This window comes from Micromonospora matsumotoense, assembly GCF_050951065.1.
Taxonomy (GTDB): domain Bacteria; phylum Actinomycetota; class Actinomycetes; order Mycobacteriales; family Micromonosporaceae; genus Micromonospora; species Micromonospora matsumotoensis.
Genome location: NZ_CP192025.1, coordinates 2,042,872 through 2,062,224, shown reverse-complemented (window position 1 = coordinate 2,062,224; position 19,353 = coordinate 2,042,872). Strand labels below are relative to the sequence as shown.

20 protein-coding genes are annotated in these 19,353 nt (G+C 73.0%); 10 read left to right on the top strand and 10 right to left on the bottom strand.

What is annotated here, in order from left to right:
- Positions 1-3 precede the first annotated feature (3 nt).
- The gene (locus ACQP1S_RS09410; protein ID WP_091251776.1) at positions 4-1,401 is read right to left on the bottom strand and encodes a condensation domain-containing protein; all 1,398 of its coding nucleotides are present in this window, start codon (positions 1,399-1,401) and stop codon (positions 4-6) included.
- A 256-nt stretch (positions 1,402-1,657) separates the two neighbouring features.
- Between ACQP1S_RS09410 and ACQP1S_RS09405 the strand changes: the two genes are divergently transcribed.
- The 3 genes from ACQP1S_RS09405 (at position 1,658) to ACQP1S_RS09395 (ending at position 4,080) form a co-directional block, all read left to right on the top strand.
- The gene (locus ACQP1S_RS09405; RefSeq protein ID WP_432905287.1) at positions 1,658-2,332 is read left to right on the top strand and encodes a 4'-phosphopantetheinyl transferase family protein; all 675 of its coding nucleotides are present in this window, start codon (positions 1,658-1,660) and stop codon (positions 2,330-2,332) included.
- Positions 2,333-2,433: 101 nt separating this feature from the next.
- Positions 2,434-2,715, top strand: a complete 282-nt coding sequence (locus tag ACQP1S_RS09400) for a phosphopantetheine-binding protein (protein WP_245722749.1) — start codon at positions 2,434-2,436, stop codon at positions 2,713-2,715.
- A gap of 42 nt (positions 2,716-2,757) precedes the next feature.
- Positions 2,758-4,080, top strand: coding sequence for a glycosyltransferase family 2 protein (locus tag ACQP1S_RS09395; RefSeq protein WP_432905285.1), 1,323 nt, complete (start codon positions 2,758-2,760; stop codon positions 4,078-4,080).
- 55 nt (positions 4,081-4,135) lie between these two features.
- Here ACQP1S_RS09395 and ACQP1S_RS09390 read toward each other — a convergent pair whose 3' ends face one another.
- The 3 genes from ACQP1S_RS09390 to ACQP1S_RS09380 all read right to left on the bottom strand — a co-directional run bounded on the left by ACQP1S_RS09390 (position 4,136) and on the right by ACQP1S_RS09380 (position 7,214).
- Positions 4,136-5,371, bottom strand: coding sequence for a beta-ketoacyl-[acyl-carrier-protein] synthase family protein (locus tag ACQP1S_RS09390; protein WP_432905282.1), 1,236 nt, complete (start codon positions 5,369-5,371; stop codon positions 4,136-4,138).
- Between the two features lie 127 nt (positions 5,372-5,498).
- Positions 5,499-5,759, bottom strand: coding sequence for an acyl carrier protein (locus tag ACQP1S_RS09385; RefSeq protein ID WP_091251781.1), 261 nt, complete (start codon positions 5,757-5,759; stop codon positions 5,499-5,501).
- Between the two features lie 171 nt (positions 5,760-5,930).
- The gene (locus tag ACQP1S_RS09380) at positions 5,931-7,214 is read right to left on the bottom strand and encodes a cytochrome P450 (protein WP_432905278.1); all 1,284 of its coding nucleotides are present in this window, start codon (positions 7,212-7,214) and stop codon (positions 5,931-5,933) included.
- 230 nt (positions 7,215-7,444) lie between these two features.
- On the opposite strand from ACQP1S_RS09380, the gene ACQP1S_RS09375 reads away from it, so the two are divergent.
- The 7 genes from ACQP1S_RS09375 to ACQP1S_RS09345 all read left to right on the top strand — a co-directional run bounded on the left by ACQP1S_RS09375 (position 7,445) and on the right by ACQP1S_RS09345 (position 14,740).
- A complete protein-coding gene (locus ACQP1S_RS09375; protein WP_432905275.1) occupies positions 7,445-7,990 on the top strand; it encodes an RNA polymerase sigma factor in 546 nt (181 codons plus the stop codon).
- Positions 7,987-8,748, top strand: coding sequence for a hypothetical protein (locus ACQP1S_RS09370; RefSeq protein ID WP_432905272.1), 762 nt, complete (start codon positions 7,987-7,989; stop codon positions 8,746-8,748). Before ACQP1S_RS09375 ends, ACQP1S_RS09370 begins: the two co-directional genes overlap by 4 nt.
- Positions 8,749-8,862: 114 nt before the next feature.
- Positions 8,863-9,351, top strand: a complete 489-nt coding sequence (locus ACQP1S_RS09365; RefSeq protein ID WP_432905270.1) for an iron chaperone — start codon at positions 8,863-8,865, stop codon at positions 9,349-9,351.
- Between the two features lie 87 nt (positions 9,352-9,438).
- Positions 9,439-9,885, top strand: a complete 447-nt coding sequence (locus ACQP1S_RS09360) for a hypothetical protein (RefSeq protein WP_091251791.1) — start codon at positions 9,439-9,441, stop codon at positions 9,883-9,885.
- Between the two features lie 192 nt (positions 9,886-10,077).
- Positions 10,078-12,336, top strand: coding sequence for a catalase (locus ACQP1S_RS09355; protein WP_432905267.1), 2,259 nt, complete (start codon positions 10,078-10,080; stop codon positions 12,334-12,336).
- Between the two features lie 120 nt (positions 12,337-12,456).
- Entirely contained in the window at positions 12,457-12,897 is a 441-nt protein-coding gene (locus ACQP1S_RS09350; RefSeq protein WP_141723212.1) for an Rv0361 family membrane protein, read from the top strand.
- A gap of 169 nt (positions 12,898-13,066) precedes the next feature.
- Entirely contained in the window at positions 13,067-14,740 is a 1,674-nt protein-coding gene (locus ACQP1S_RS09345; protein WP_432905264.1) for a ricin-type beta-trefoil lectin domain protein, read from the top strand.
- Between the two features lie 134 nt (positions 14,741-14,874).
- Here ACQP1S_RS09345 and ACQP1S_RS09340 read toward each other — a convergent pair whose 3' ends face one another.
- From ACQP1S_RS09340 to ACQP1S_RS09315, 6 genes are all read right to left on the bottom strand, one after another.
- Positions 14,875-15,327 carry a hypothetical protein gene (locus ACQP1S_RS09340; RefSeq protein ID WP_432905261.1) on the bottom strand — a complete coding sequence of 151 codons (453 nt, stop codon included), beginning with the start codon at positions 15,325-15,327 and terminating at the stop codon, positions 14,875-14,877.
- A 50-nt stretch (positions 15,328-15,377) separates the two neighbouring features.
- Positions 15,378-16,316: an NAD-dependent epimerase/dehydratase family protein gene (locus ACQP1S_RS09335; RefSeq protein ID WP_432905258.1), complete on the bottom strand. Its 939-nt coding sequence runs from the start codon at positions 16,314-16,316 to the stop codon at positions 15,378-15,380.
- 59 nt (positions 16,317-16,375) lie between these two features.
- Positions 16,376-16,582 carry a hypothetical protein gene (locus ACQP1S_RS09330; protein WP_432905256.1) on the bottom strand — a complete coding sequence of 69 codons (207 nt, stop codon included), beginning with the start codon at positions 16,580-16,582 and terminating at the stop codon, positions 16,376-16,378.
- Between the two features lie 25 nt (positions 16,583-16,607).
- On the bottom strand, positions 16,608-16,799 hold the full coding sequence (locus ACQP1S_RS09325; RefSeq protein ID WP_432905253.1) for a hypothetical protein: 192 nt from the start codon (positions 16,797-16,799) through the stop codon (positions 16,608-16,610).
- Positions 16,800-17,027: 228 nt separating this feature from the next.
- The gene (locus tag ACQP1S_RS09320; protein ID WP_432905251.1) at positions 17,028-17,543 is read right to left on the bottom strand and encodes a hypothetical protein; all 516 of its coding nucleotides are present in this window, start codon (positions 17,541-17,543) and stop codon (positions 17,028-17,030) included.
- Complete coding sequence (locus ACQP1S_RS09315; RefSeq protein WP_432905249.1) at positions 17,533-19,335, bottom strand: RyR domain-containing protein; 1,803 nt, start codon at positions 19,333-19,335, stop codon at positions 17,533-17,535. The genes ACQP1S_RS09320 and ACQP1S_RS09315 overlap by 11 nt, the downstream gene beginning before the upstream one ends.
- Positions 19,336-19,353: the final 18 nt, after the last annotated feature.

The window sequence follows — 19,353 nt, the reverse complement described above, 5'->3', positions numbered from 1 at the left end:
CCGTCAGCCGGCGATCCGGGTCGGGGCAGCCGGGTCGAAGGCCGCCTCGACGGCCACCTCCTCCACCCCGCGCAGCAGCGCCTCCGCCTGGGCCTCGGTGAAACAGCCCAGGTCGAAGATCACCTGGAGGAAGATCGTCTCCGGCTGGTCCTCGACGGTGATGAACGCCTGCTCGGGCAGGTGGTCGAGGGTGCCGTCCCAGACCAGGAACGTCTCGGCCGCCTTCCGCCGGATCTGCTCCGGGGTCACCTCCTCGGCCCGCGCGCCGTCCTCCGCCGCCTGCCGGGTCACCACCCGACGGTCGTTGATCCGGCAGGTGACCCGGGCCGGATAACCGCGCTCGTCGTCGAGTCGGGCGCTGGCCTCGGCGAGCTGCACCGGGTCGTAGTAGGCGTACATCCCGGCGGCGACGGAGGCCCGACGGGCCCGGACGACCACTTCGTCCACAGTGGTGTCGGTGGCGTCCACGGTGAGCACGCCGTTCTGGCTCAGCGGGGCGATGGCCTCGGCGAAACCCGGCCGGAACCGGTTGCCCACGATGAGCTTCGCGGTCAACGGGCTGGCCCCGGTGGCCCGGCCGACCGCCACGGCGATGACCGCGAGCAGCACCCGGGAGGTGTCCGTCCTGGTCCGTCGGGCGATGGCCTGCACCGCCAGGTAGGCGGCGGGTGAACTGAACCGGCCGTGCCAGAACCGCCGGCCGTGTCGCCCGGCCGGGTTGGTGACCTCGCCGAAGGTCGTCGGCGCGATGGTGCGCAGGTGCGCCTCCCAGTGCCGGACCGCCCGGTCACTCACCCGGCGCAGCGGCGGCGTGCGCTCCCGCCGGCCGAGGTCGAGCAACTGCACGGTACGTGGATCGGGCGCGCGCCGGGCCGCCAGGTCGACCAGCCCCAGATCGGCCATCAGCAGGGCGGTCGCGGTGCCGTCGACCACCAGGTGGTCGAGGGTCAGCACCCGGTGCACCAGGACACCGCGGTGCCGGATCACCGCCATCCGCACCGACCAGTCCCGGTAGAGGTCGTAGGGGGCGAGCAGCCGGGCGTGGCCCAGCTCGTAGGCGAACTTCGCCACGTCGGCCGGGTCGGCGTCGTCCGGGACGTCCAGCACGTCGAGGGCGACCTCCCCGGCGGCGGACACCACCTGACAGGGTTCGCCGTGCTCGTCGGTGCCCAGCCGCATCCGCAACGCCGGGTGCCGGCTCATCAGGTCGCCGAGCTGCGCCGCCACCTCCGCCACGGTGACCCCGGCCGGAACCGGGTGCGCGCCGCTGACGTTGTGCGTCCACCCGGTCTCCCGCATGTCCTGCATGATCGCCAGTTGACCCCAGGTCAGCGGCGCGGTGCCGGCCCCCGGGCCGGCGAACGGGACGAGCACCTGCGCCTCGGCGGTCTGCGGGAACATCGGTCCATCAGAGCAACGGGGATCGGCACGTGTCAACGTCACAAATCGCCGCCCGCCGGTCGGGCCGGCAACGGCGTGACGGTGACGAGATCGCGGTGACGAGAAGGCGGTGACGGCGTGACGGTGACGAGGTCGCGGTGACGATGTGGCGACGACGAGAGGGCGGTGACGGCGGATCAGGGCGACCACGGCGCGACCACCGGACGACGAGAGCGCGACGACGCCTGCGGGCCACGACGGCGTTAGGGTACGGCCCATGCGCGACGCCGTCCGGATCTGGATCGTGTCGACCCGGGTGGGCCCGGACGAGCTGGCCCGGCACCACGCGCTGCTCGACGCGGACGAGCGGGCCCGCGCGGCGGCGCTCACCCAGCCGGCCACCCGGGACCGGTTCACGGTGGCGCACGGCGCACTGCGCCTGCTGGTGGGCCGGGCCCTGGACGTGCCACCCGAGCGGCTGAGCTGGCGTCGGGGCCGGCACGGCAAGCCGACGCTGACCCGTCCCCGGGGCGGGCCGCAGACGAGCCTGTCCTACTCCGACGACCTCGTCGCGGTGGCCGTGGGCGGCGACCGGGCGGTCGGGGTGGACATCCAGCATCCGACGCCGGGGCTGGACCCGGTGGCCCTGGCCCACCGGTTCTTCGCCGCCGAGGAGGCGCGGCAGGTCGCCTCGGGGGCCGACGCCGCCACCCGGGCCGACCGGTTCGCCCGGCTGTGGGCCCGCAAGGAGGCGGTGGTCAAGGCCGCCGGGGGCCGGCTCTGGCCCCACCTGGCGCTGCCGGTGCACCGGGACGACGTGGTGCGGTGCGGCGACCCGGCGGGCGTGCACCGGGTCACCGACGTCGCCACCCCGGGCGGGTACCGGGTCGCGGTGGCGCTCGCCGGCGACGCGCCGTACGACGTCGCGACGGCGCACGGTCTCATCGGGTGAACCGGACCGGTGTCGCGGCACCCCGGCTGAAGATCGTCGCACCCGTTGACACCCGCCGATCACGTTTGCTCTGATGACTCCATGGTGGAACGCAGGGTCCAGTGACAGAGCCCGACACGGCCATTGCGCCGCAGCTGCGCGCGCAGGTCGTCGACAGCATGACCACGCTGCTGACCCGGATGCTCAGGCCACCGGTGCCGGTCACCGAACGGACCCAGCTGATGGACGAGCTGGGCCTCAGCTCCTCCCTCGCGTTGGAGCTGCTGCTCGAGATCGAGGACGAGCTGGAGATCCAGATCGACGTGGAGGATCTGGACGAGGACCAGATGACCACGGTCAGCGATCTGGCCGACTACATCACCGCGCACTGCACCCCCCGCTGACGGCCGCGACGGGGGCCTGGCCGGCGTTTTCGAAGGAGTCCCATGCCGACCATGGACCAGCCCCGGCTGAGCGTGGTGATCCCCGCCCACAACAACGGTGCGGCGCTCGACACGACGCTGGCGTCACTGACCCGGCAGACCCTCCCGCCGGACGAGTTCGAGGTCATCGTCGGCGACGACGGCTCGGCCGTGCCGCTCACCACCGTCGCGCAGCGCTTTGCCGACCGGCTGCGGATCGACTGCGTACGCAGCGAAGCCAACCGGGGGCGCAGCGCCAACCGCAACGCGGCGGCGGCCCGCGCCCGGGCCGACACCCTGCTGTTCCTGGACGCCGACACGGTGGCGCACCCCACCCTGCTGGCCCGGCACCGGGCCCACCATGACGCACTCGACGGCCGGCCCGGGGTCCTGCTGGGTCAGCGGTACGACCTCGACTGGGCCGGTGCGGACGCGTTGCGCCGGGGCGAGCCGATCGGGGCGGAGATGCTGGACGCCGAGCGTGGCGACCCCCGGCTGGAGGACATCTCCCATCCGCAACGGATCCGGGACTTCCCCAGCGCGCCCTGGGTGCTCGGGTTGACCCACAACGCGTCGGTGGACCGGAAGTCGTTCCTACGGGTGGGTGGTTTCGACGAGACGATGGTCAAGTGGGGGTTCGAGGATCTGGAGTTCTTCTACCGGATCTTCCACCTGCACGGGGCCCGGCCCGACCTGTTCGAGCTGGACGTCGAGGCGCTGTCCTACCATCTGCCGCACTTCCGCAAGACGTCCAACGGGCTCGCCTCGATGGACAACATGAAATACCTGCTGCGCAAGCACCTGCGCTACGACGTCGAGGTGCTGTACTCGATCAACACGTTCGGGCGGCACCTGGGCCGGATCCGGCTCTACGGCCAGGCCATCGACGCGTACCGGCGGGAGGGGTTGGGGCGGCCGGCGGCGCTGCCCGCCGCGCTGCGCGCGGAGCTGGCCACCCGCGCCGCGCTGGTCGTCGGCAACGGGGTGTCCACGATGGATCTGGGTCCCGACTCGCAGACCTTCGACCACGACGCGCCGCCCGGCCCGACCAACTCGCATTTGCTCGGCACCGTGCTCCAGCAGTTCAAGGCCGGTGCGCTGGATCTGATCGTCAACATCGACCTGTGGCGGTGCTTCCTCCCCGAGGACCTGCCGGCCTTCCTGACCCGGGGGCTGCTCAAGGCCGACCGGATCGAGCTGGTCGCCACCCACGCCGCGCCGGACCAGCGGGCGATGCTGCCGGTACCCCTCGTGGCCGACCTCGACTACCTGACCGACATGCTGCACCAGCACTTCGACGTCACGGTCGGCGTGCACGACACCGCGACGGTGCTCACGATCCGCTGAACCGCCCGGTGCGGGACCGCCCGGCAGGGCCAGCAGGTCGGGCGGCCCCGGGCGGTCATCCTGCGGCGGGGCCGAACACCAGGCTCACGTTGTGGCCACCGAACCCGAACGAGTTGGACATGACGGTGCGCACCGGGACGGTCCGTGGTTGCTTACGGATGTGGTCGACCTCGTCGGCCGGGTCCGGGTCGTCGAGGTTGTGGGTCGGCGGCAGCAGACCGCGTCGCAGCGCCTCGATGCCGATGGCCGCCTCGATCACCCCGGAGACGCCGAGCAGGTGCCCGGTGACCCCCTTGGTGGAACTCACCGGCGGGGTGGCCGTGCCGTAGACGTCGCGCAGGGCGGCGACCTCGGCCGCGTCACCGGCCTTGGTGCTGGTGCCGTGGGCGTTGAGGTAGCCGATGTCGTCGGCGTGCAGACCGGCGTCGCGCAGCGCGGCCCGCATGCAGTGCGCGGCACCGGACCCGTCGGGGCGTGGGGTGGTGGGATGGTAGGCGTCGTTGTTCGCCCCCCACCCGAGCAGGTCGGCGTGCCGTCGGGCGGCGCGCGCCACCGCGTGCGCGGTGCGCTCCAGGACGAACACCCCGGCCCCCTCGCCGAGGACGAGACCGTTGCGCCGCCGGTCGAACGGGCGGCTCGCGGCCGTCGGGTCGGACCAGCCGTGGGCGAGCGCGCGGGCGTTGCCGAACGCGTCGGCGAAGGCCGGGAAGAGCGGCGCCTCGCTGGACCCGCAGACCACCATGTCGGCCTCGTCGGCGCGCAGGATCCGCAGCGCCTCACCGAGGGACTGGGCACCGGACGCGCAGGCCGTGCCGATCGACGAGGTGTAGCCCCGGATGCCGAACCGGATGGCGATCCGCGCCGCGCCCATGTTCGGCAGCGTCCCGGGCAGCAGGTACGGGCTGACCCCGAACCGGCCCCGCTCGGCCCGCGCGAGCACCTGGCTCGCCAGGGTCGACAGGCCGCCGACGCCGGAGACGATGACGGCGACGCGGTACGGGTCGACGTCCCGGCCCACCTCGACCCCGGCGTCGGCCAACGCGCCCTCGGCCGCCCGCAGGGCCATCACGATCGAGCGGTCCACCACCCGGGACTCGGGGCCGGGCAGCACACTGGCCGGGTCGATGTCCGGGCTGAACGCCGCGACGTCGACGACCCCGTCGACCGGGTGCCCCTCGGGTGGCCTGCGCAGGCCGGAGCGGCCCTCGCAGACCGCGTCGAACACCTCGGCGGCGGAGCTGCCGACCGGGCTGACCAACCCGATCCCGGTCACCGTCACGCCCTCACGCACGCGCGTCCCTCCCGCCCGGCCCCGGCGACGCTCCGGCCGCACCGACGACAACTCCGGGCCCGACAGCACCGGCCCCGGCCAGCCGACCGGTCGACGAGCCGCCTGACGGGTGGCGCGGCGGGCACGGTCAGTGCGCCGAGGCGGGCTGGATACGCCGGGACACCGCGCGGCAGAACTCACCGACGGTCATCATCGCCAACGCCTCGGCCTCGTCGTCGTCGAACGCCACCCCGAACCGGTCCTCCACCCGGACCGCCAGCTCGGCGAGGCCGAGCGAGTCCACGTCGAGGCCGGCCGGACCGAACACGGTGTCGTCGTCGGCGCCCTCGATGTCGTACTTCATCTCGGTCAGCGCGGCGAAGAGGAACTCGCGGATCTCGTCGGTCATGGCCGTTGTTTCCTTTCCGGAGGTCGGCGTCGGCGGGCCCGGCAGCCGGTGGGGACGCGGGAAGCGTGACAGGTGGCCGGGGACGCGGCCGGGAACCAGGTACGACGTCTGTGTGACCGTCGCCGTTCTGGTCACCGGAGCAGCCGCTCCGTTTTGATCGACCTTACTCAATCAAGTCGGTTTCGCAAGGTCCACCCGGACCGTGCCGGCGGACCGATCGGTGTCCGGATCGGCGAGCCGCACCGGGAGCCGGTCGTGGCCCCGCAGCATGAAATGACGCCGTTCGCCGGGCTCCGCCGCGAGCGCCAGCGCCGGGAACCGGTCCAGCAGCCGGGGCAGCACGAGCCGCCCCTCCGCACGGCCGAGCGCCGCGCCGACGCAGTAGTGCGGCCCGGCGCTGAACGCCAGGTGCCGGTTGTCCGGGCGGGAGGGGTCGAAGGAGTCCGGATCGGTGAACCGCCGGGGGTCGCGGTTGGCCGCGCCGGTCAGCACCAGCACCGACCGTCCACGAGGGACGGACAGTCCGGCGATCTCGGTGTCCTGCGCGGCGTACCGCACCGCGAAGTGCACCGGCGGCTCGTACCGCAGGATCTCCTCGACGTAGGCCGGGGCGAGGCGAGGGTCGGCGCGCAGCGCGGCCAGCGCGTCGGGGCGGGCCAGGAGCAGGGTCAGCCCGTTGCCGAACAGGTTCGCGGTGGTCCGGAACCCCGCGTTGTACATGACGATCAGGTTGGCCAGCAGCTCGGTCTCCGACAACTGGTCGGGACGCTCGTCCCGGATGCCGGCGAGGGCCGAGACGAGGTCGTCGCGGGGCTCCGCCCGGCGTACGGCCAGCAGGTCGGTGAAGTAGGCGGTCAGCTCCTCGGCGGCGACGTTGGCGGCCCGGATCTCCCGGAACGAGCGCGGCCCGATCTCCAGCACCGCGTCGAACGCCCGCACCCGGGACGGGAACCACCCCCGGTCCCGCTCGGGCACCCCCAGCAGCTCGCCGACGACGTCGCTGGGCAGCGGCAACGCGAACTCGGCCATGAAGTCCACCGGTCGACCGTCCGCGCCCGCGTCGGCGAGCCCGTCGAGGAGCCGGTCGGCGATGCGCAGGATCGCCGGCTCCAACGCGGTGACCCGGCGGGCGGTCAGCGCCTGGCCGAACAACTGGCGGACCCGGGCGTGGTCGTCGGGCGGGGCGTTGAACATGCTGGCCTGTAGGGTCCGGATCACCGCGTGGTCGCGCCAGCGTAGGCCGGCCCGGTCCAGGTGGTCCGCGTCGAGCACCCGGAACACCGGATCACGCAGGACCCGGTGGGCGGCGTCGTACCCGTGGACCACCGCGGCGTACGGGGCCGTCGGGGCGAGCGCGACCGCCTCCCCCAGCTCGTGCAGCCGGGCGTAGTACGGGTACGGATCGCGGCGCACCTCGTCGCCGAGCAGGTCGTCGAGGGATACGGAGAAACCCATGGCGCTCCTCGGACGACGTGCAAGGGCGGAGGATGCGGTGACCATAGACGCATCGACGGTGACGTGTCCACGACCGGGCCGGCCGACGGTGCCGGGCGCACCGGGCCAGTTGTCGTCGCCGTGACGAATCGGCCGGTCAGCCGTCCCGCCGGGTGGCACGGCGGAATCCGGTGTGACAGTTGTGGCGGAGGCGGACAGGTAGGGGGTGTGACGGCGATCGAGAGGCAGACATGAGCAGTGGTGACGACGGTGTCCGGGAGCGGCGGTTCCGTGGCGTGCACGCCGCGACGTACCCGGACCTGCTGCGGTTCGTACAGCGGCGGGTCCCGCCCAGCGAGGCCGAGGACGTCGTGTCGACGGTCTTCCTCACCGCCTGGCGTCGACTCGACGACGTGCCCGAGGACGCCCGGCCCTGGTTGTTCGCGGTGGCCCGCCGGACGATGGCGAACCAGACGCGCAGCTGGCTGCGTCGGCAGGCGCTGGACGTACGGCTGGTGGCCCAGGACGAGCCCGCGTACGGCGACGGCACGGTCGACGCCGCTGCCCGGATCGACCTCGATCGGGCCTGGCGGAGTCTGCGGCCCGACGACCGGGAGGTGCTGGCGCTGGTGGCGTTCGACGGGCTGACCGCCGGGCAGGCTGCCACCGTGCTGGGGTGTCGCCGCTCGACGTTCGCCATGCGGCTGAGTCGGGCCCGGGAACGTCTCCGCGCCGCGCTCGAACCCGCCGCCGTTCGCCCGCACGCCCTCGCCGTACTCAAGGAGCAGCAGTCATGAAGGATCTGGAACAGCTCGCCGTACTGGACCCGGCCGGTGGACACGAGCCGACTCCGGCCGAGTGGGCCCGGGCGAACGCGCTCGTCGATCGGATCGTCGAGGGCGGGGCGACCGCCCACGCCGCGCCGGCCCGCCGGCCGGCGACCCGGCGCTGGGCGGTCGGCCTGGTCGCCGCCGGGGCGGCTGCGGTGGTCGGGGCGGTCACGGTCCCGTCGCTGCTGCCGGGATCCATGGACCGGGCCCTCGCCTCCTGGACCCCGGTGCCCGGTTCGCTCACCGGCGAGCAGGTCATGCCGCAGGCCCGTCGGTGCGCCGCGAGCGGGGTGGGCAGCGACCCGGCGGCGCCGGTCAGCCCGTCCGACGTGCTCCTGGCCGAACAGCGGGGGGCGGCCACCCTGCTGATCCAGCAGCGTGGCGCGGGCGTGATCGAGTGCATGAGCGTGGACGGGGGTCGGCCCGCCGCGCTGGCGTTGGCGGACGGTCCCCTGCCGCCGCCCGCCGCCGGCACCGTCAACGTGGAGACGCGCAGCTCGGTCGGTGACGGTGATGACCAGTACTCGAACGTCGTGGGCCTGGTCGGCCCGTCGGTCACCGGCGTCGACCTGGTCCTCGCCGACGGCAGGACCGTCCAGACCAGCACCAGGGGTGGCTGGTGGGCCGCGTGGTGGCCGGGCCCGGAGGGTGGGGAGATCGGCAGCATCACGGTGCTGGTGCACCACACCGCCGGCACGTCCACCCACCGGATCGAGGACCTGTGACCGGCCGGCCCCGGCCGGTCAGGAATCGAGAAGCCACCGCCGTCACCTGGTCATAGCCTTTATCCAGGTGGCCGGCAGGACGCCGCGCCTCGTCCACCCAGTGAGGGAGCCCGCGTGTCCACGAAGAAACCGACCACCGCGTCCGGCGGCGACAGCGCCGGAGAGGCCGCCGGGTCCGATGCCGGCGGGTTCAGCGCCGAGGAGCGCGCGGCGATGCAGGAACGCGCCGCCGAGGTGCGCGCCGAGGGGAAGAAGGGCGCCAAGAAGGCCGACGGGATGCAGGCGGTGCTGGACCGGATCGCCCAGATGGCCCCGGCGGACCGGGCGCTCGCCGAGCGCGTGCACCTGGCGGTGGTCACGGCGGCTCCGCAGCTGTCCCCGAAGACCTGGTACGGGATGCCCGCGTACGCGAACGAGGACGGCAAGATCGTCGTCTTCTTCCAGGACGCCGGCAAGTTCAACTACCGGTACTCGACCCTGGGTTTCCAGGAGGCGGCGCACCTCGACGACGGTGACCTCTGGCCGGTGTCGTACGCGCTGCGGACCTGGAGCCCCACGGTGGAGAAGCGGGTCCGGGAACTGGTGACGGCAGCGGTCTCCTGACCCGTGCCGGGGCGGCCCTCCGTCGGCCCGCCCCGGCAGGGCGGCACCGGCGGGTGTCATCGCCACGCCGGCGGGTACGAGGCAAGGATGACGCCGACCAGCAGAGCCCTGATCGCCGGCGCGGCCGGTGCGTCCGCCCTCAACGCCGTCACCTACCTCGACATGGCGATCCGGGCCCGACCGGCCAGCAGCGCCGCCGAGGACAGCGCCGGCCGGCTGGCCGAACTGGCCCACGTCGACCTTGGTGACCAGCGGACCGCCCCGAACCGGCGGTCCGGGCTCGGGCCGCTGCTCGGCTACGTCACCTCGGTGGCCGCCGCCGCCGGCTACGCGGCGGCGGGCGGGCGTCGGCTGCCCACCGTCGGGTCCGTCCTGGCGCTGACCGGCCTGGCGATGATCGGGTCCAACGGCCCGCTGACCGTCCTACGGGTCACCGATCCACGCACCTGGTCGGCCACCGACTGGATCACCGACCTGGTCCCGCACCTGGCGTACGGCGCGGTCACCGCCGTCACCCTGCGCGCCCTGCGCTGAGCCACGCGGCCGCCTCGCGCCGCGTCACGCGGCCGCCGTGCGCTCAGGCGACCGCCCTGCCGAGAAGCGCGGCTGGCGACGGCGACCGGGTCCGAGGGTGGAAACCTCGGGCGGCATCGGCGCGTTTTGCGGGGGGATGCCCGGGTAGGGGAAGAACACCCGTTCCCCGCTCCGCAAAGAGGTGCCACCCAGATGGAATCCCGCAAGCCGACCGAGGTCGTCAAGGACGTGGTGGACGCCGCAGCCGAGAAGGTGTCCCACCTGATGACCCCCGAGGTGCCCGGCGCGCCGGGCAGCGCCCCGCCGACCGTCGAGGAGCCCACCACCCCGCACGGTCCGCTGCCGCCCAAGAAGGAGCAGGGCGCACCGCAGACCCGTACCCCGACCGGCGCGGCCACCGGCGCGCCGACCGTCGCCAACGGCCAGCAGGGCGAGTTCCTGACCACCTCGCAGGGGGCCAGGCTGCGCGACACCGACCACTCCCTGAAGGCCGGCTCGCGCGGCCCGACGCTGCTCCAGGACCACCACTTCCGCGAGAAGATCACCCACTTCGACCACGAGCGCATCCCCGAGCGGGTGGTGCACGCCCGGGGCGCGGGCGCGCACGGCGTCTTCACCGGGTACGGCGCCGAGGAGGTCACCCGGGCCGGCTTCCTGCGCAAGGGCAAGGAGACCCCGGTCTTCGTCCGGTTCTCCACCGTCCTGGGGTCCCGGGGCTCGGCCGACACCGTCCGGGACACCCGGGGGTTCGCCACCAAGTTCTACACCGACGAGGGCACCTTCGACCTGGTCGGCAACAACATGCCGGTCTTCTTCATCCAGGACGCGATCAAGTTCCCCGACATCATCCACGCCGGCAAGCCGCACCCGGACCGGGAGATCCCGCAGGCGCAGAGCGCGCACGACACCTTCTGGGACTTCGTCTCGCTGCACACCGAGGCGCAGCACCACACCATGTGGAACATGTCCGACCGGGGCATCCCGCGCTCCTACCGGACGATGGAGGGTTTCGGGGTGCACACCTTCCGCCTGGTCGACGAGGCCGGGGCGACGGTGCTGGCGAAGTTCCACTGGAAGCCGAAGCTGGGCGTGCACTCCCTGGACTGGGAGGAGGCGCAGCTGCTCAGCGGCATCGACCCCGACTTCCACCGCCGTGACCTCTACGACGCCATCGAGGCCGGCGCGTACCCGGAGTGGGAACTCGGCCTCCAGGTCTTCCCGGACACCCCGGAGGAGACCTTCGCCGGCATCGACCTGCTCGACCCCACCAAGATCGTCCCGGAGGAGCTGGCACCGGTGCAGCCGGTCGGGCGGTTGGTGCTCAACCGGACGCCGACGAACTTCTTCGCCGAGACCGAGCAGGTCGCCTTCCACCTCGGCCACCTGGTCCCGGGCATCGACGTCACCAACGACCCGCTGTTGCAGGGGCGGCTCTTCTCGTACGTCGACACGCAGCTCACCCGGTTGGGCGGGCCCAACTTCTCGCAGCTTCCGATCAACCGGCCGCACGCGCCGGTCAACGACATGCTCCGCGACGGGTTCCACCAGCACGCCGTGCACGCCGGGGTGGCGCCCTACCGACCGAACTCCCTCGACGGGGGCAACCCGTTCCCGGCCGGGGACGCCGAGAACGCGTTCGTCGACGTGCCGGTCACGGTGGCCGAGGCCCCGAAGGTCCGGGCCAACCCGGCCTCCTTCGACGACCACTTCAGCCAGACCCGGCTGTTCTGGCTGAGCATGTCGCCGGTGGAGCGGGAGCACATCATCCGGGCCTACACCTTCGAGCTGGGCAAGTGCTACCACCAGGCGATCCGGGAACGGCAGTTGCAGTGCCTGGCCAACATCGACCCGGTGCTCTGCGCGGAGGTGGCCACCGGCCTGGGCCTGCCGACGCCTGCGCCGACCGTGCCGCTCGCCGACGTCACGCCCAGCCCGGCCCTGTCCCAGCTCGGCCGCACCTGGCCGGCCGACGGCCGGACGGTCGGCATCGTGGTCGATGCGGACGCCGACCCCGACGGCGTCGAGCAGGTACGCCGGGAGGTGTCCGCCGCCGGCATGGTGCCGCTGGTGATCGCCGCGCACGGCGGCACGGTGGGCGGCCTGACGGTGCAGCGGACCTTCGCCACCGGCCGGTCGGTCGAGTGGGACGCGCTGTTGCTGGCCGGGGCACCCGCGCCGGCCCCCGACGCGTTGCCGGCGCGGGACGCCAAGGCGGGCGCGGCGGACGCCACCGTGGTGGACCCCCGGGTGCTGCTGCTGGTGCAGGAGTGCTGGCGGCACGCCAAGGTGATCGGCGGCTGGGGCGCGGGCGTACGGGTGCTGGAGCTGGCCGGGGTGGCCGGCGCTCCCGGCGTGGTGACCGGGGACTCCGGGGCCGGGGTGCTCGCCGACGCGCAGCGCCTGATGGCCGCGCACCGGGTCTGGGAGCGGTTCCCCGCCTCGGTCTCCTGACCGCAGGCTCGTCGACGGGGGTGTCCGCACCGGACGCCCCCGTCGATGTCTGCGCGCCTCCCCGCCGGCCGGAGGATGCGTCGGTGACCGGGGTTGCCGGTGGCCCGTACCGTCGGTGCGGTGGCCACCGAGGCGGACATCTCCACCCGCGGTTTCCTGATCACGATCTTCGGCGTCGCCGCGCTGCTCTGCTGCGGCGTGCCGGCCAGCGGCTTCTACCTCTACCGCAAGGACAGCAGGGACGAGCCCGCCATGCGCGCGGCCGGCGACGCCTACCTGTCCGCCGTGGTCCGGCGTGACTTCGGCGGCGCGTACGACCTGTTGTGCGCGGCGGACCGGCGGCGGCAGTCGCGGGCGGCCTGGGTGGACCGCGCGACGCCCGGGTCCGGGCCGACCGGGTTCCGGATCACCGACGTGACCATCGAGCGTCCGAGCGAGACGCCGACCCTGCGTACGGTGGTCGCCGAGGTCGACTACCCGGACCGGGCGCCCCGGACGGTGCACCTGTCCGTCGCGCGGCAGGACGGCGTCTGGAAGGTGTGCAGCCCCGAGGTGCCGTGACCCCCCGCTTCCGGCGACGACAGCGCGCCACGTTCCCGCCCCTCCGGCCCCGGCCGCGCGGACCGGCCGGGTCGGCCGTCACGTGTTGACGCGATATGTCAGACGAATTACGTTGGCAATCGTCGATGCATTTTGGCCCGTAGCCTGCACCCCGGCGAGGAGCGTGCACATGTTCAGACGAAAAGTCGCCCTGCTGTCCCCCGTACTGCTGGCGGCGACCCTCGGGACGGCGGTGGTCACCGGCACGGTGGTGCTCGGCACCGCCCCGCCCGCGCAGGCGTTGGAGAACGGCCTGGCCCGGACCCCGCAGATGGGCTGGAACGACTGGAACTCGTTCGGGTGCAACATCAACGAGACGCTCATCCGGCAGACCGCCGACACCCTGGTCTCCAGCGGCATGGCGGCGGCCGGCTACGAGTACGTCAACATCGACGACTGCTGGTCGACCAGGCAGCGCAACGCCAGCGGTGACCTGGTCGCCGACCCGGCGAAGTTCCCCAGCGGCATGAAGGCGCTCGCCGACTACGTGCACGGCAAGGGCCTCAAGCTGGGCATCTACTCCTCGGCCGGGACCACCACCTGTGCCGGTTACCCGGCCAGCATCAACTACGAGCAACGCGACGCCAACCTCTGGGCGTCCTGGGGCATCGACTACCTCAAGTACGACAACTGCGGCGACCACCTCGGTCGCAGCGGACAGCAGCGCTACACCGCGATGCGGGACGCGCTGGCGGCCACCGGCCGCAACATCCTCTACAGCCTGTGCAACTGGGGCCAGGACAGCGTCTGGACCTGGGGTGCGGCGGTGGGCAACTCCTGGCGCAACACCGGTGACATCGGTGGCAACTGGAACTCCATCATGGGCATCCTCGACCAGCAGGTCGGCAAGGAGTCGTACGCCCGGCCGGGTGCGTGGAACGACCCGGACATGCTGGAGGTCGGCAACGGCCCCACCGAGACCGAGTCGCGGGCCCACTTCAGCCTCTGGGCGTTGCTGAACGCCCCGCTGCTGGCCGGCAACGACCTGCGCACCATGTCGGCGGCCACCCGGACCATCCTGACCAACACCGAGGTCATCGCGGTCAACCAGGACTGGGGCGGCCGGCAGGGTTACAAGATCAGCGACTCCGGCGACCTGGAGGTCTGGCGCAAGCCGATGTCCTCCGGCGGGGTGGCCACGGTGCTGCTCAACCGGGGCGGCGGCACGGCCACGGTCTCCACCACGGCCAGCGCGCTCGGCCTCGGCAGCGCGTCGTCCTACGCGGTGCGGGACCTGTGGGCGCACAGCAACTCGACGTCGACCGGCACGATCAGCGCCTCGGTGCCGGCGCACGGCGCGGCGATGTTCCTGGTCACCGGCGGTGGCACGCCCCCGCCCACCACCCCGCCACCGACGACGCCGCCCCCGACCACCCCACCGCCGACCACTCCCCCACCGACGACGCCCCCGCCGGGCACGACCTCGGCCGTGCGCAGCGTCTCCGCCGGCCGGTGCCTGGACGTCAACGGCGCGGCGCAGACCAACGGCGCCACCACCATCGTCTGGGACTGTCACAGCCAGACCAACCAGTCGTGGACGTCGACCAGCAGCCAGGAGCTGCGGGTCTACGGCACGAAGTGTCTGGACGTCAACAACGCCGGCACCGCCAACGGCACCTCCGTGATCATCTGGGACTGCAACGGCCAGTCCAACCAGAAGTGGCGCTTCAACGCCGACGGCACCGTCACTGCGGTCGGCTCGGGCCGCTGCCTGGACCTGGTGGGCAACGGCACCGCCAACGGCACGCGTACCCAGATCTGGGACTGCAACGGTGCCGCCAGCCAACGGTGGAGCCGCAGCTGACCCGTCCCGCCCGACGACCGGCACAGCGGGTCTCGGTGACGCGCCGCTGCGGGCACGACCCGCGCGGCGCGTCGCCGCTGCGGTCCGGGTCGGCACCGGAGGTGGGGCCGGGCCCGCCGACCCGACCAGCGGCGTCACCCGCGTCCGGCGATCTCCACCATGGTGTGAACGAGCGTCCTGCCCGTCCCGTCCAGAACGGTCAGCCGGACGTGCTGATCGGCGACGTCGACGGCGGTGGCGGCGACCAGGAACTGCGGGGCGTGGACGTCCGCCCGGACACCCGGTGACGACCCGACCAGGACCGTCCGCGCATCCTGGAGGGGCAGATAGCCCACCAGGCCACCCAGGATCTCGCTGGCCGCGTACTCCGGGCCGCCGCCGCTGACGCCGACCGCCGCCGCGGAACGACCGGCGACGAGACTCTCCACGTAGTAACCCGACGATCCCGTCCAGAGCCGCAGCGTACGACCGTTGTCCAGGGTGACCGTGGCGGCATCGACATAGCCGGCGGGTGGCTGCCAGACACCGGAGGGCTCGGACGGCAGGTCCGGAGCGACGCCGATGACCGCCGCGATCCTCAGGGACACCGCCGCGAGCCCGACGGGACTGCGCAGTGGCCAACGGGGCGGGGCGACGGTCACGGGTGGGTTCCGCCGACCGCCGACGCCGGTGCGGTGAAGGTGTCGCGCAGCGCCGGGTCCAGCGACCGGCCGGTGGTCGGGGTGAGGAACAACTCGGCGAGCAGGAGGTCGGCGAAGTGGGTGGGGTTGATCCCGGCCTCCCGGCCCGCGAGACCGTGCAGCAGACCGCCGCAGCGCAGCGAGGCCCGGACGGCTGCGGCGGGCAGACGACCGACCCGACGGGGGCGGCCGACCGCCTCGGCGATACGGGTCATCATCTCCACCCAGCTCAGGTTCTCGTCGGCGACCGGGATGTCGCCGCCACGCGCCTGTTCGAGCGCGTCGGCCGCGATGTCGGCCACGCTGTGCGCCGAGACGGTGGCGGTCCCGCCGGCGGGGACGACCAGGGGCGCCCGGGACCGTGCCCACCGGTCCAGCGGACCGGCCCAGTTGGGCAGCCGGTCGCCGACCCGACCGAAGACGAACGGCAGCTCCAGCACGGCGACCGGCAGATCCGGGCCGGCGGCGGCCCGTCCCTCCCGGGCCTGTTCCCACCGACACCGGATGTACGAGTGGCGGGCGGCGAGACCCCACTGTGGATGCGACCGGTCGAAGTGGGTGTAGTAGGAGCCCATGACCACCCCCCGGGTGAGCCCCTCCTGGCGGGCGGCGGTGAACAGGCGCACCACCGGCTCGACGAGTTCCCGGCGCAGGAGCGGGTGGGCCGGTCGGCGCAACACCCGCTGCTCGTCCGCCCGGGTGGCGAGGACGACCCCGTCGTGGCCGGCGAGCAACGGCCGGAGGTCGTCGATCGCGGCGGACTCCAGATCGAGCAGGTGGTCGACGCCCGGCTGGGCGGTACGGGCCACCGTGGTCACCCGGTGGCCCCGCCCGCGCAGCACCCCGACCACATGGGTGCCGATCAGGCCGCTGCCGCCCACCACAAGAATTCTCACGTCCCATCGTCCACTCCGGACGGGGCAGCTTGTCAAGCCGGCGCTGCCGCAGGGCGCGGTCAGGTACCGGCGTCGAACGGCACGTACCGGTCACCGAGGACATGTCGGAGGCCGTACAGCAGGATGCTCGCCACGATCGACGCCGCCCCGCCTGTCGACGGCGGCACCCCCGCCGGCCGTGCCGCCGCCTGCGCCGACGACGGCGGGGGCACGACGACCGTCGAGATGAGCAACAGCCCCAGCGGTACGCGGGCAGCGCGGACCATGAACGTCTCCCCTGTTCCGGGTGGGTCAGTACCGGTAGTAGTGCGCGTCCTTGCGGCCACCGGAGGCGGTCGTGCCCTCGGCGGCGATGCCGATCCCGGTGACGCCGTTGTAGAACGTCTCGTACTTCCGGTTCGGGCCGATCACCGCGAAGGTGTCGGTGCTGGTGTTGAAGTGCCCGACGACCGAGATCAGGGTGGTCTCGCTGCCGGTCGGCACCGGCCCCCACCAGCAGTCGGCACCCGGGTCGAGGACCGGCCCAGGGGCAGAGCTGCACCCACCCGGCACGGATGGTGGAGGCCGAGGCGGGCGTCGTCGGCGCCACCACCAACGCGACCGCGCCGATCGACGCGACGGCCGCCGCCGGTACCCGCCGAAACTCGAAACACTTCGATGTCCTGCCAGGCAGGGTAGGTCGCCCCCGTGGACAGGTAGTGGATCCCCGGTTCAGTACGCCCCGGGGGGCATCCGACGGGCACCGGCGGGCCAGAGGACCGAGATCGGGATGCCCCGACGCCGGGCCCGGTCGATGGTCCGGTCCGTCGACGCCGCGTGGCAGCCCGGCTCGCCGTCCCAGACCGCCACGAGCCGCTGCACCCGTCGGACCAGTTCCCGGTTGGCGGCGACGAAGGCGGCGGTGCCCGACCGGTCGTGACCGGTGTGCACGACCGCCACCGCCCGGTCGAGCAACTCGTCGAAGCTCGCCCGCTGCCCCGGGGCGATGACCGCCTCCCGGTAGTCCCGGGCCGGCAGGATCACCTCGTACGTGCCGCCCAGGTCCAGGACCGTACGCGCGAAGATCTGATCCGTGCCACCGGCCAGGCAGGTGACGCCACGCACCGGTTGGTCGCCGATGCGGTGCAGCTCGGCACGGAGCGCGGCGGCGACGAGCACCTCGGTGTCGCGGGTCAGGTGGATGTGCCCGGTCACGCCGATACGTTCCAGCCCGGCATCAGTTGACATCCGCCGGTCCTCTCCGCGGTGCGGGCACCCCGGTCACCAGCCGGATCAGCTCGAAGCCGCTGTCGGACAGCACCTCGGGCAGCGCCCGGATCTCCTCGCGGTTGCGTTCCTGGACCTCGGCGGGGAGTTCGTCCCACGCCCGCAGGGCGGGATGCCGCTGCTGGAGGTCGTCGCGGGACTCGCCGTACGTCCAGCCCTCCCCCCGCCGTTCCCGGCACCACCGTTCGTGCTCGAGCCGGGCGAGCACCTCGATCCGGTCGTCGATGGCCTCCCCGGCGGAGACGTCACCGGTGCCGCCACGCCGAGGCGCGACCACGCACCCGAGGTTCAGCAGCTTGGCGGCGATGTCCTGGACGTGGGCCCGGTTGGCCCGCCGCAGCGACTCGGGCAGTCGCGGCCAGTCGACCATCGCCGGAGTGTCGCCGAGACGCAGCCCGGCTCGTTGCTGCGCGTCGAGGTAGCGCTCGTGGATCAGGCGGGCCAGCCGCTCGGTGAGGTCGTCGCCGATCAGCCGGGCGTCACAGGCGCGGGTCAGCACCGGATACAGGCGGAGCTTGCCGTGCACCTCGTCGAGCAGGTCATGGCGGGAGTCACCGTGGAAGGCCGCGGCCAACGCCGCCTGCCGGTAGACCGGCACGAACACGCAGCTCTCGACGCCCTGCCAGAGACCGGGCGAATCCAGCACGAACTGCAAGCCGCTGATCTCCTCCGGTGCACAGACGTAGATCCGATCGTAGCGGCCGGAGCCGAGCCGGCCGAGCGCGACGCCGTCGAGGTCCCCGTCGTACGCGGTCAGCTCACAGACGGTGCCCATGAACGGGTAGCGGGACGTCACGACCTCCAGTTCCGCGCTGGCGTCGGGGGCCACGAGGTCCACCCGCAGCGGTGGGAGGACGACACCGGCAGGTGCCTGCGCCCGGCACGCCCGCCAGTGCCGGGCGGTCTCGGTCAGCAGGGCGCGGCGGAAGCCGCCGGTGCCGGCGATGAGCAGCCGGGTGGGTCGGTCGGCCGCGCCGGCCAGGGGATGGTGCCGGTACAGCGCGCGGGCGGCGACGTCGTCGACGTGGAAGTAGTCCAGCCGCAGCCGGCTGGATCCGGCCGCACCGAGCCGCCGCGCCTGTAGGGACAGGCACATCTCGGAGTCGTTGACCAGTACGTAGACCCGTGGTGGTTGCCGTCCGCCCCGGACGAGCCGGCTGGCGGTGTTGGCGATGGCGTGGTTGCGGTCGTCGTCCTCGGCACAGGCGTAGATGGTGTGCGCCCGGGGCAGACCGGCGCCGCGCAGCACCTCCGCGCTGGTCGGATCACCGATGACGCCGAGATACCGGCGGCGGCGGTACTCCAACGGGCCGAACGGGGTGGAACGCACCACGATCACCCGTTCTCCGTCGGCGAAGAGCCGATCGGCGAGCATGTGGGCGAACTGGGAGTCACCGCAGACGAGGACATGGTCATGGGCTCGTCGGGCACGCAGGCGGCGGCTCTCGGCGGCCAGCAGCAACCGGCTGGCCTCGGCCACGGCGAGGAGGGTGAACAACGGGGCGGCGAACCGGGCGACCTGCAACTGCCACGGATAGGGGCCGGGGTTCTGGAACGGTTCGGCACCGAACACGAAGAGCTGCAGATCGTAGTAGAGCACGTCGAACCGGTCGTGTACGGTCTCCGGCCGGGTCCGCAGCAGGCTCTCGAAGCCGACGTAGCCGAGAATCAGCGCAGCCACGCCGATGACACCGAACAGCCCTCGCAGCCACCAGCCAGCCCGGCGGGGCGAGCCGACGACCGGGTCCGTCATGGGGCCCATGGTATTTGA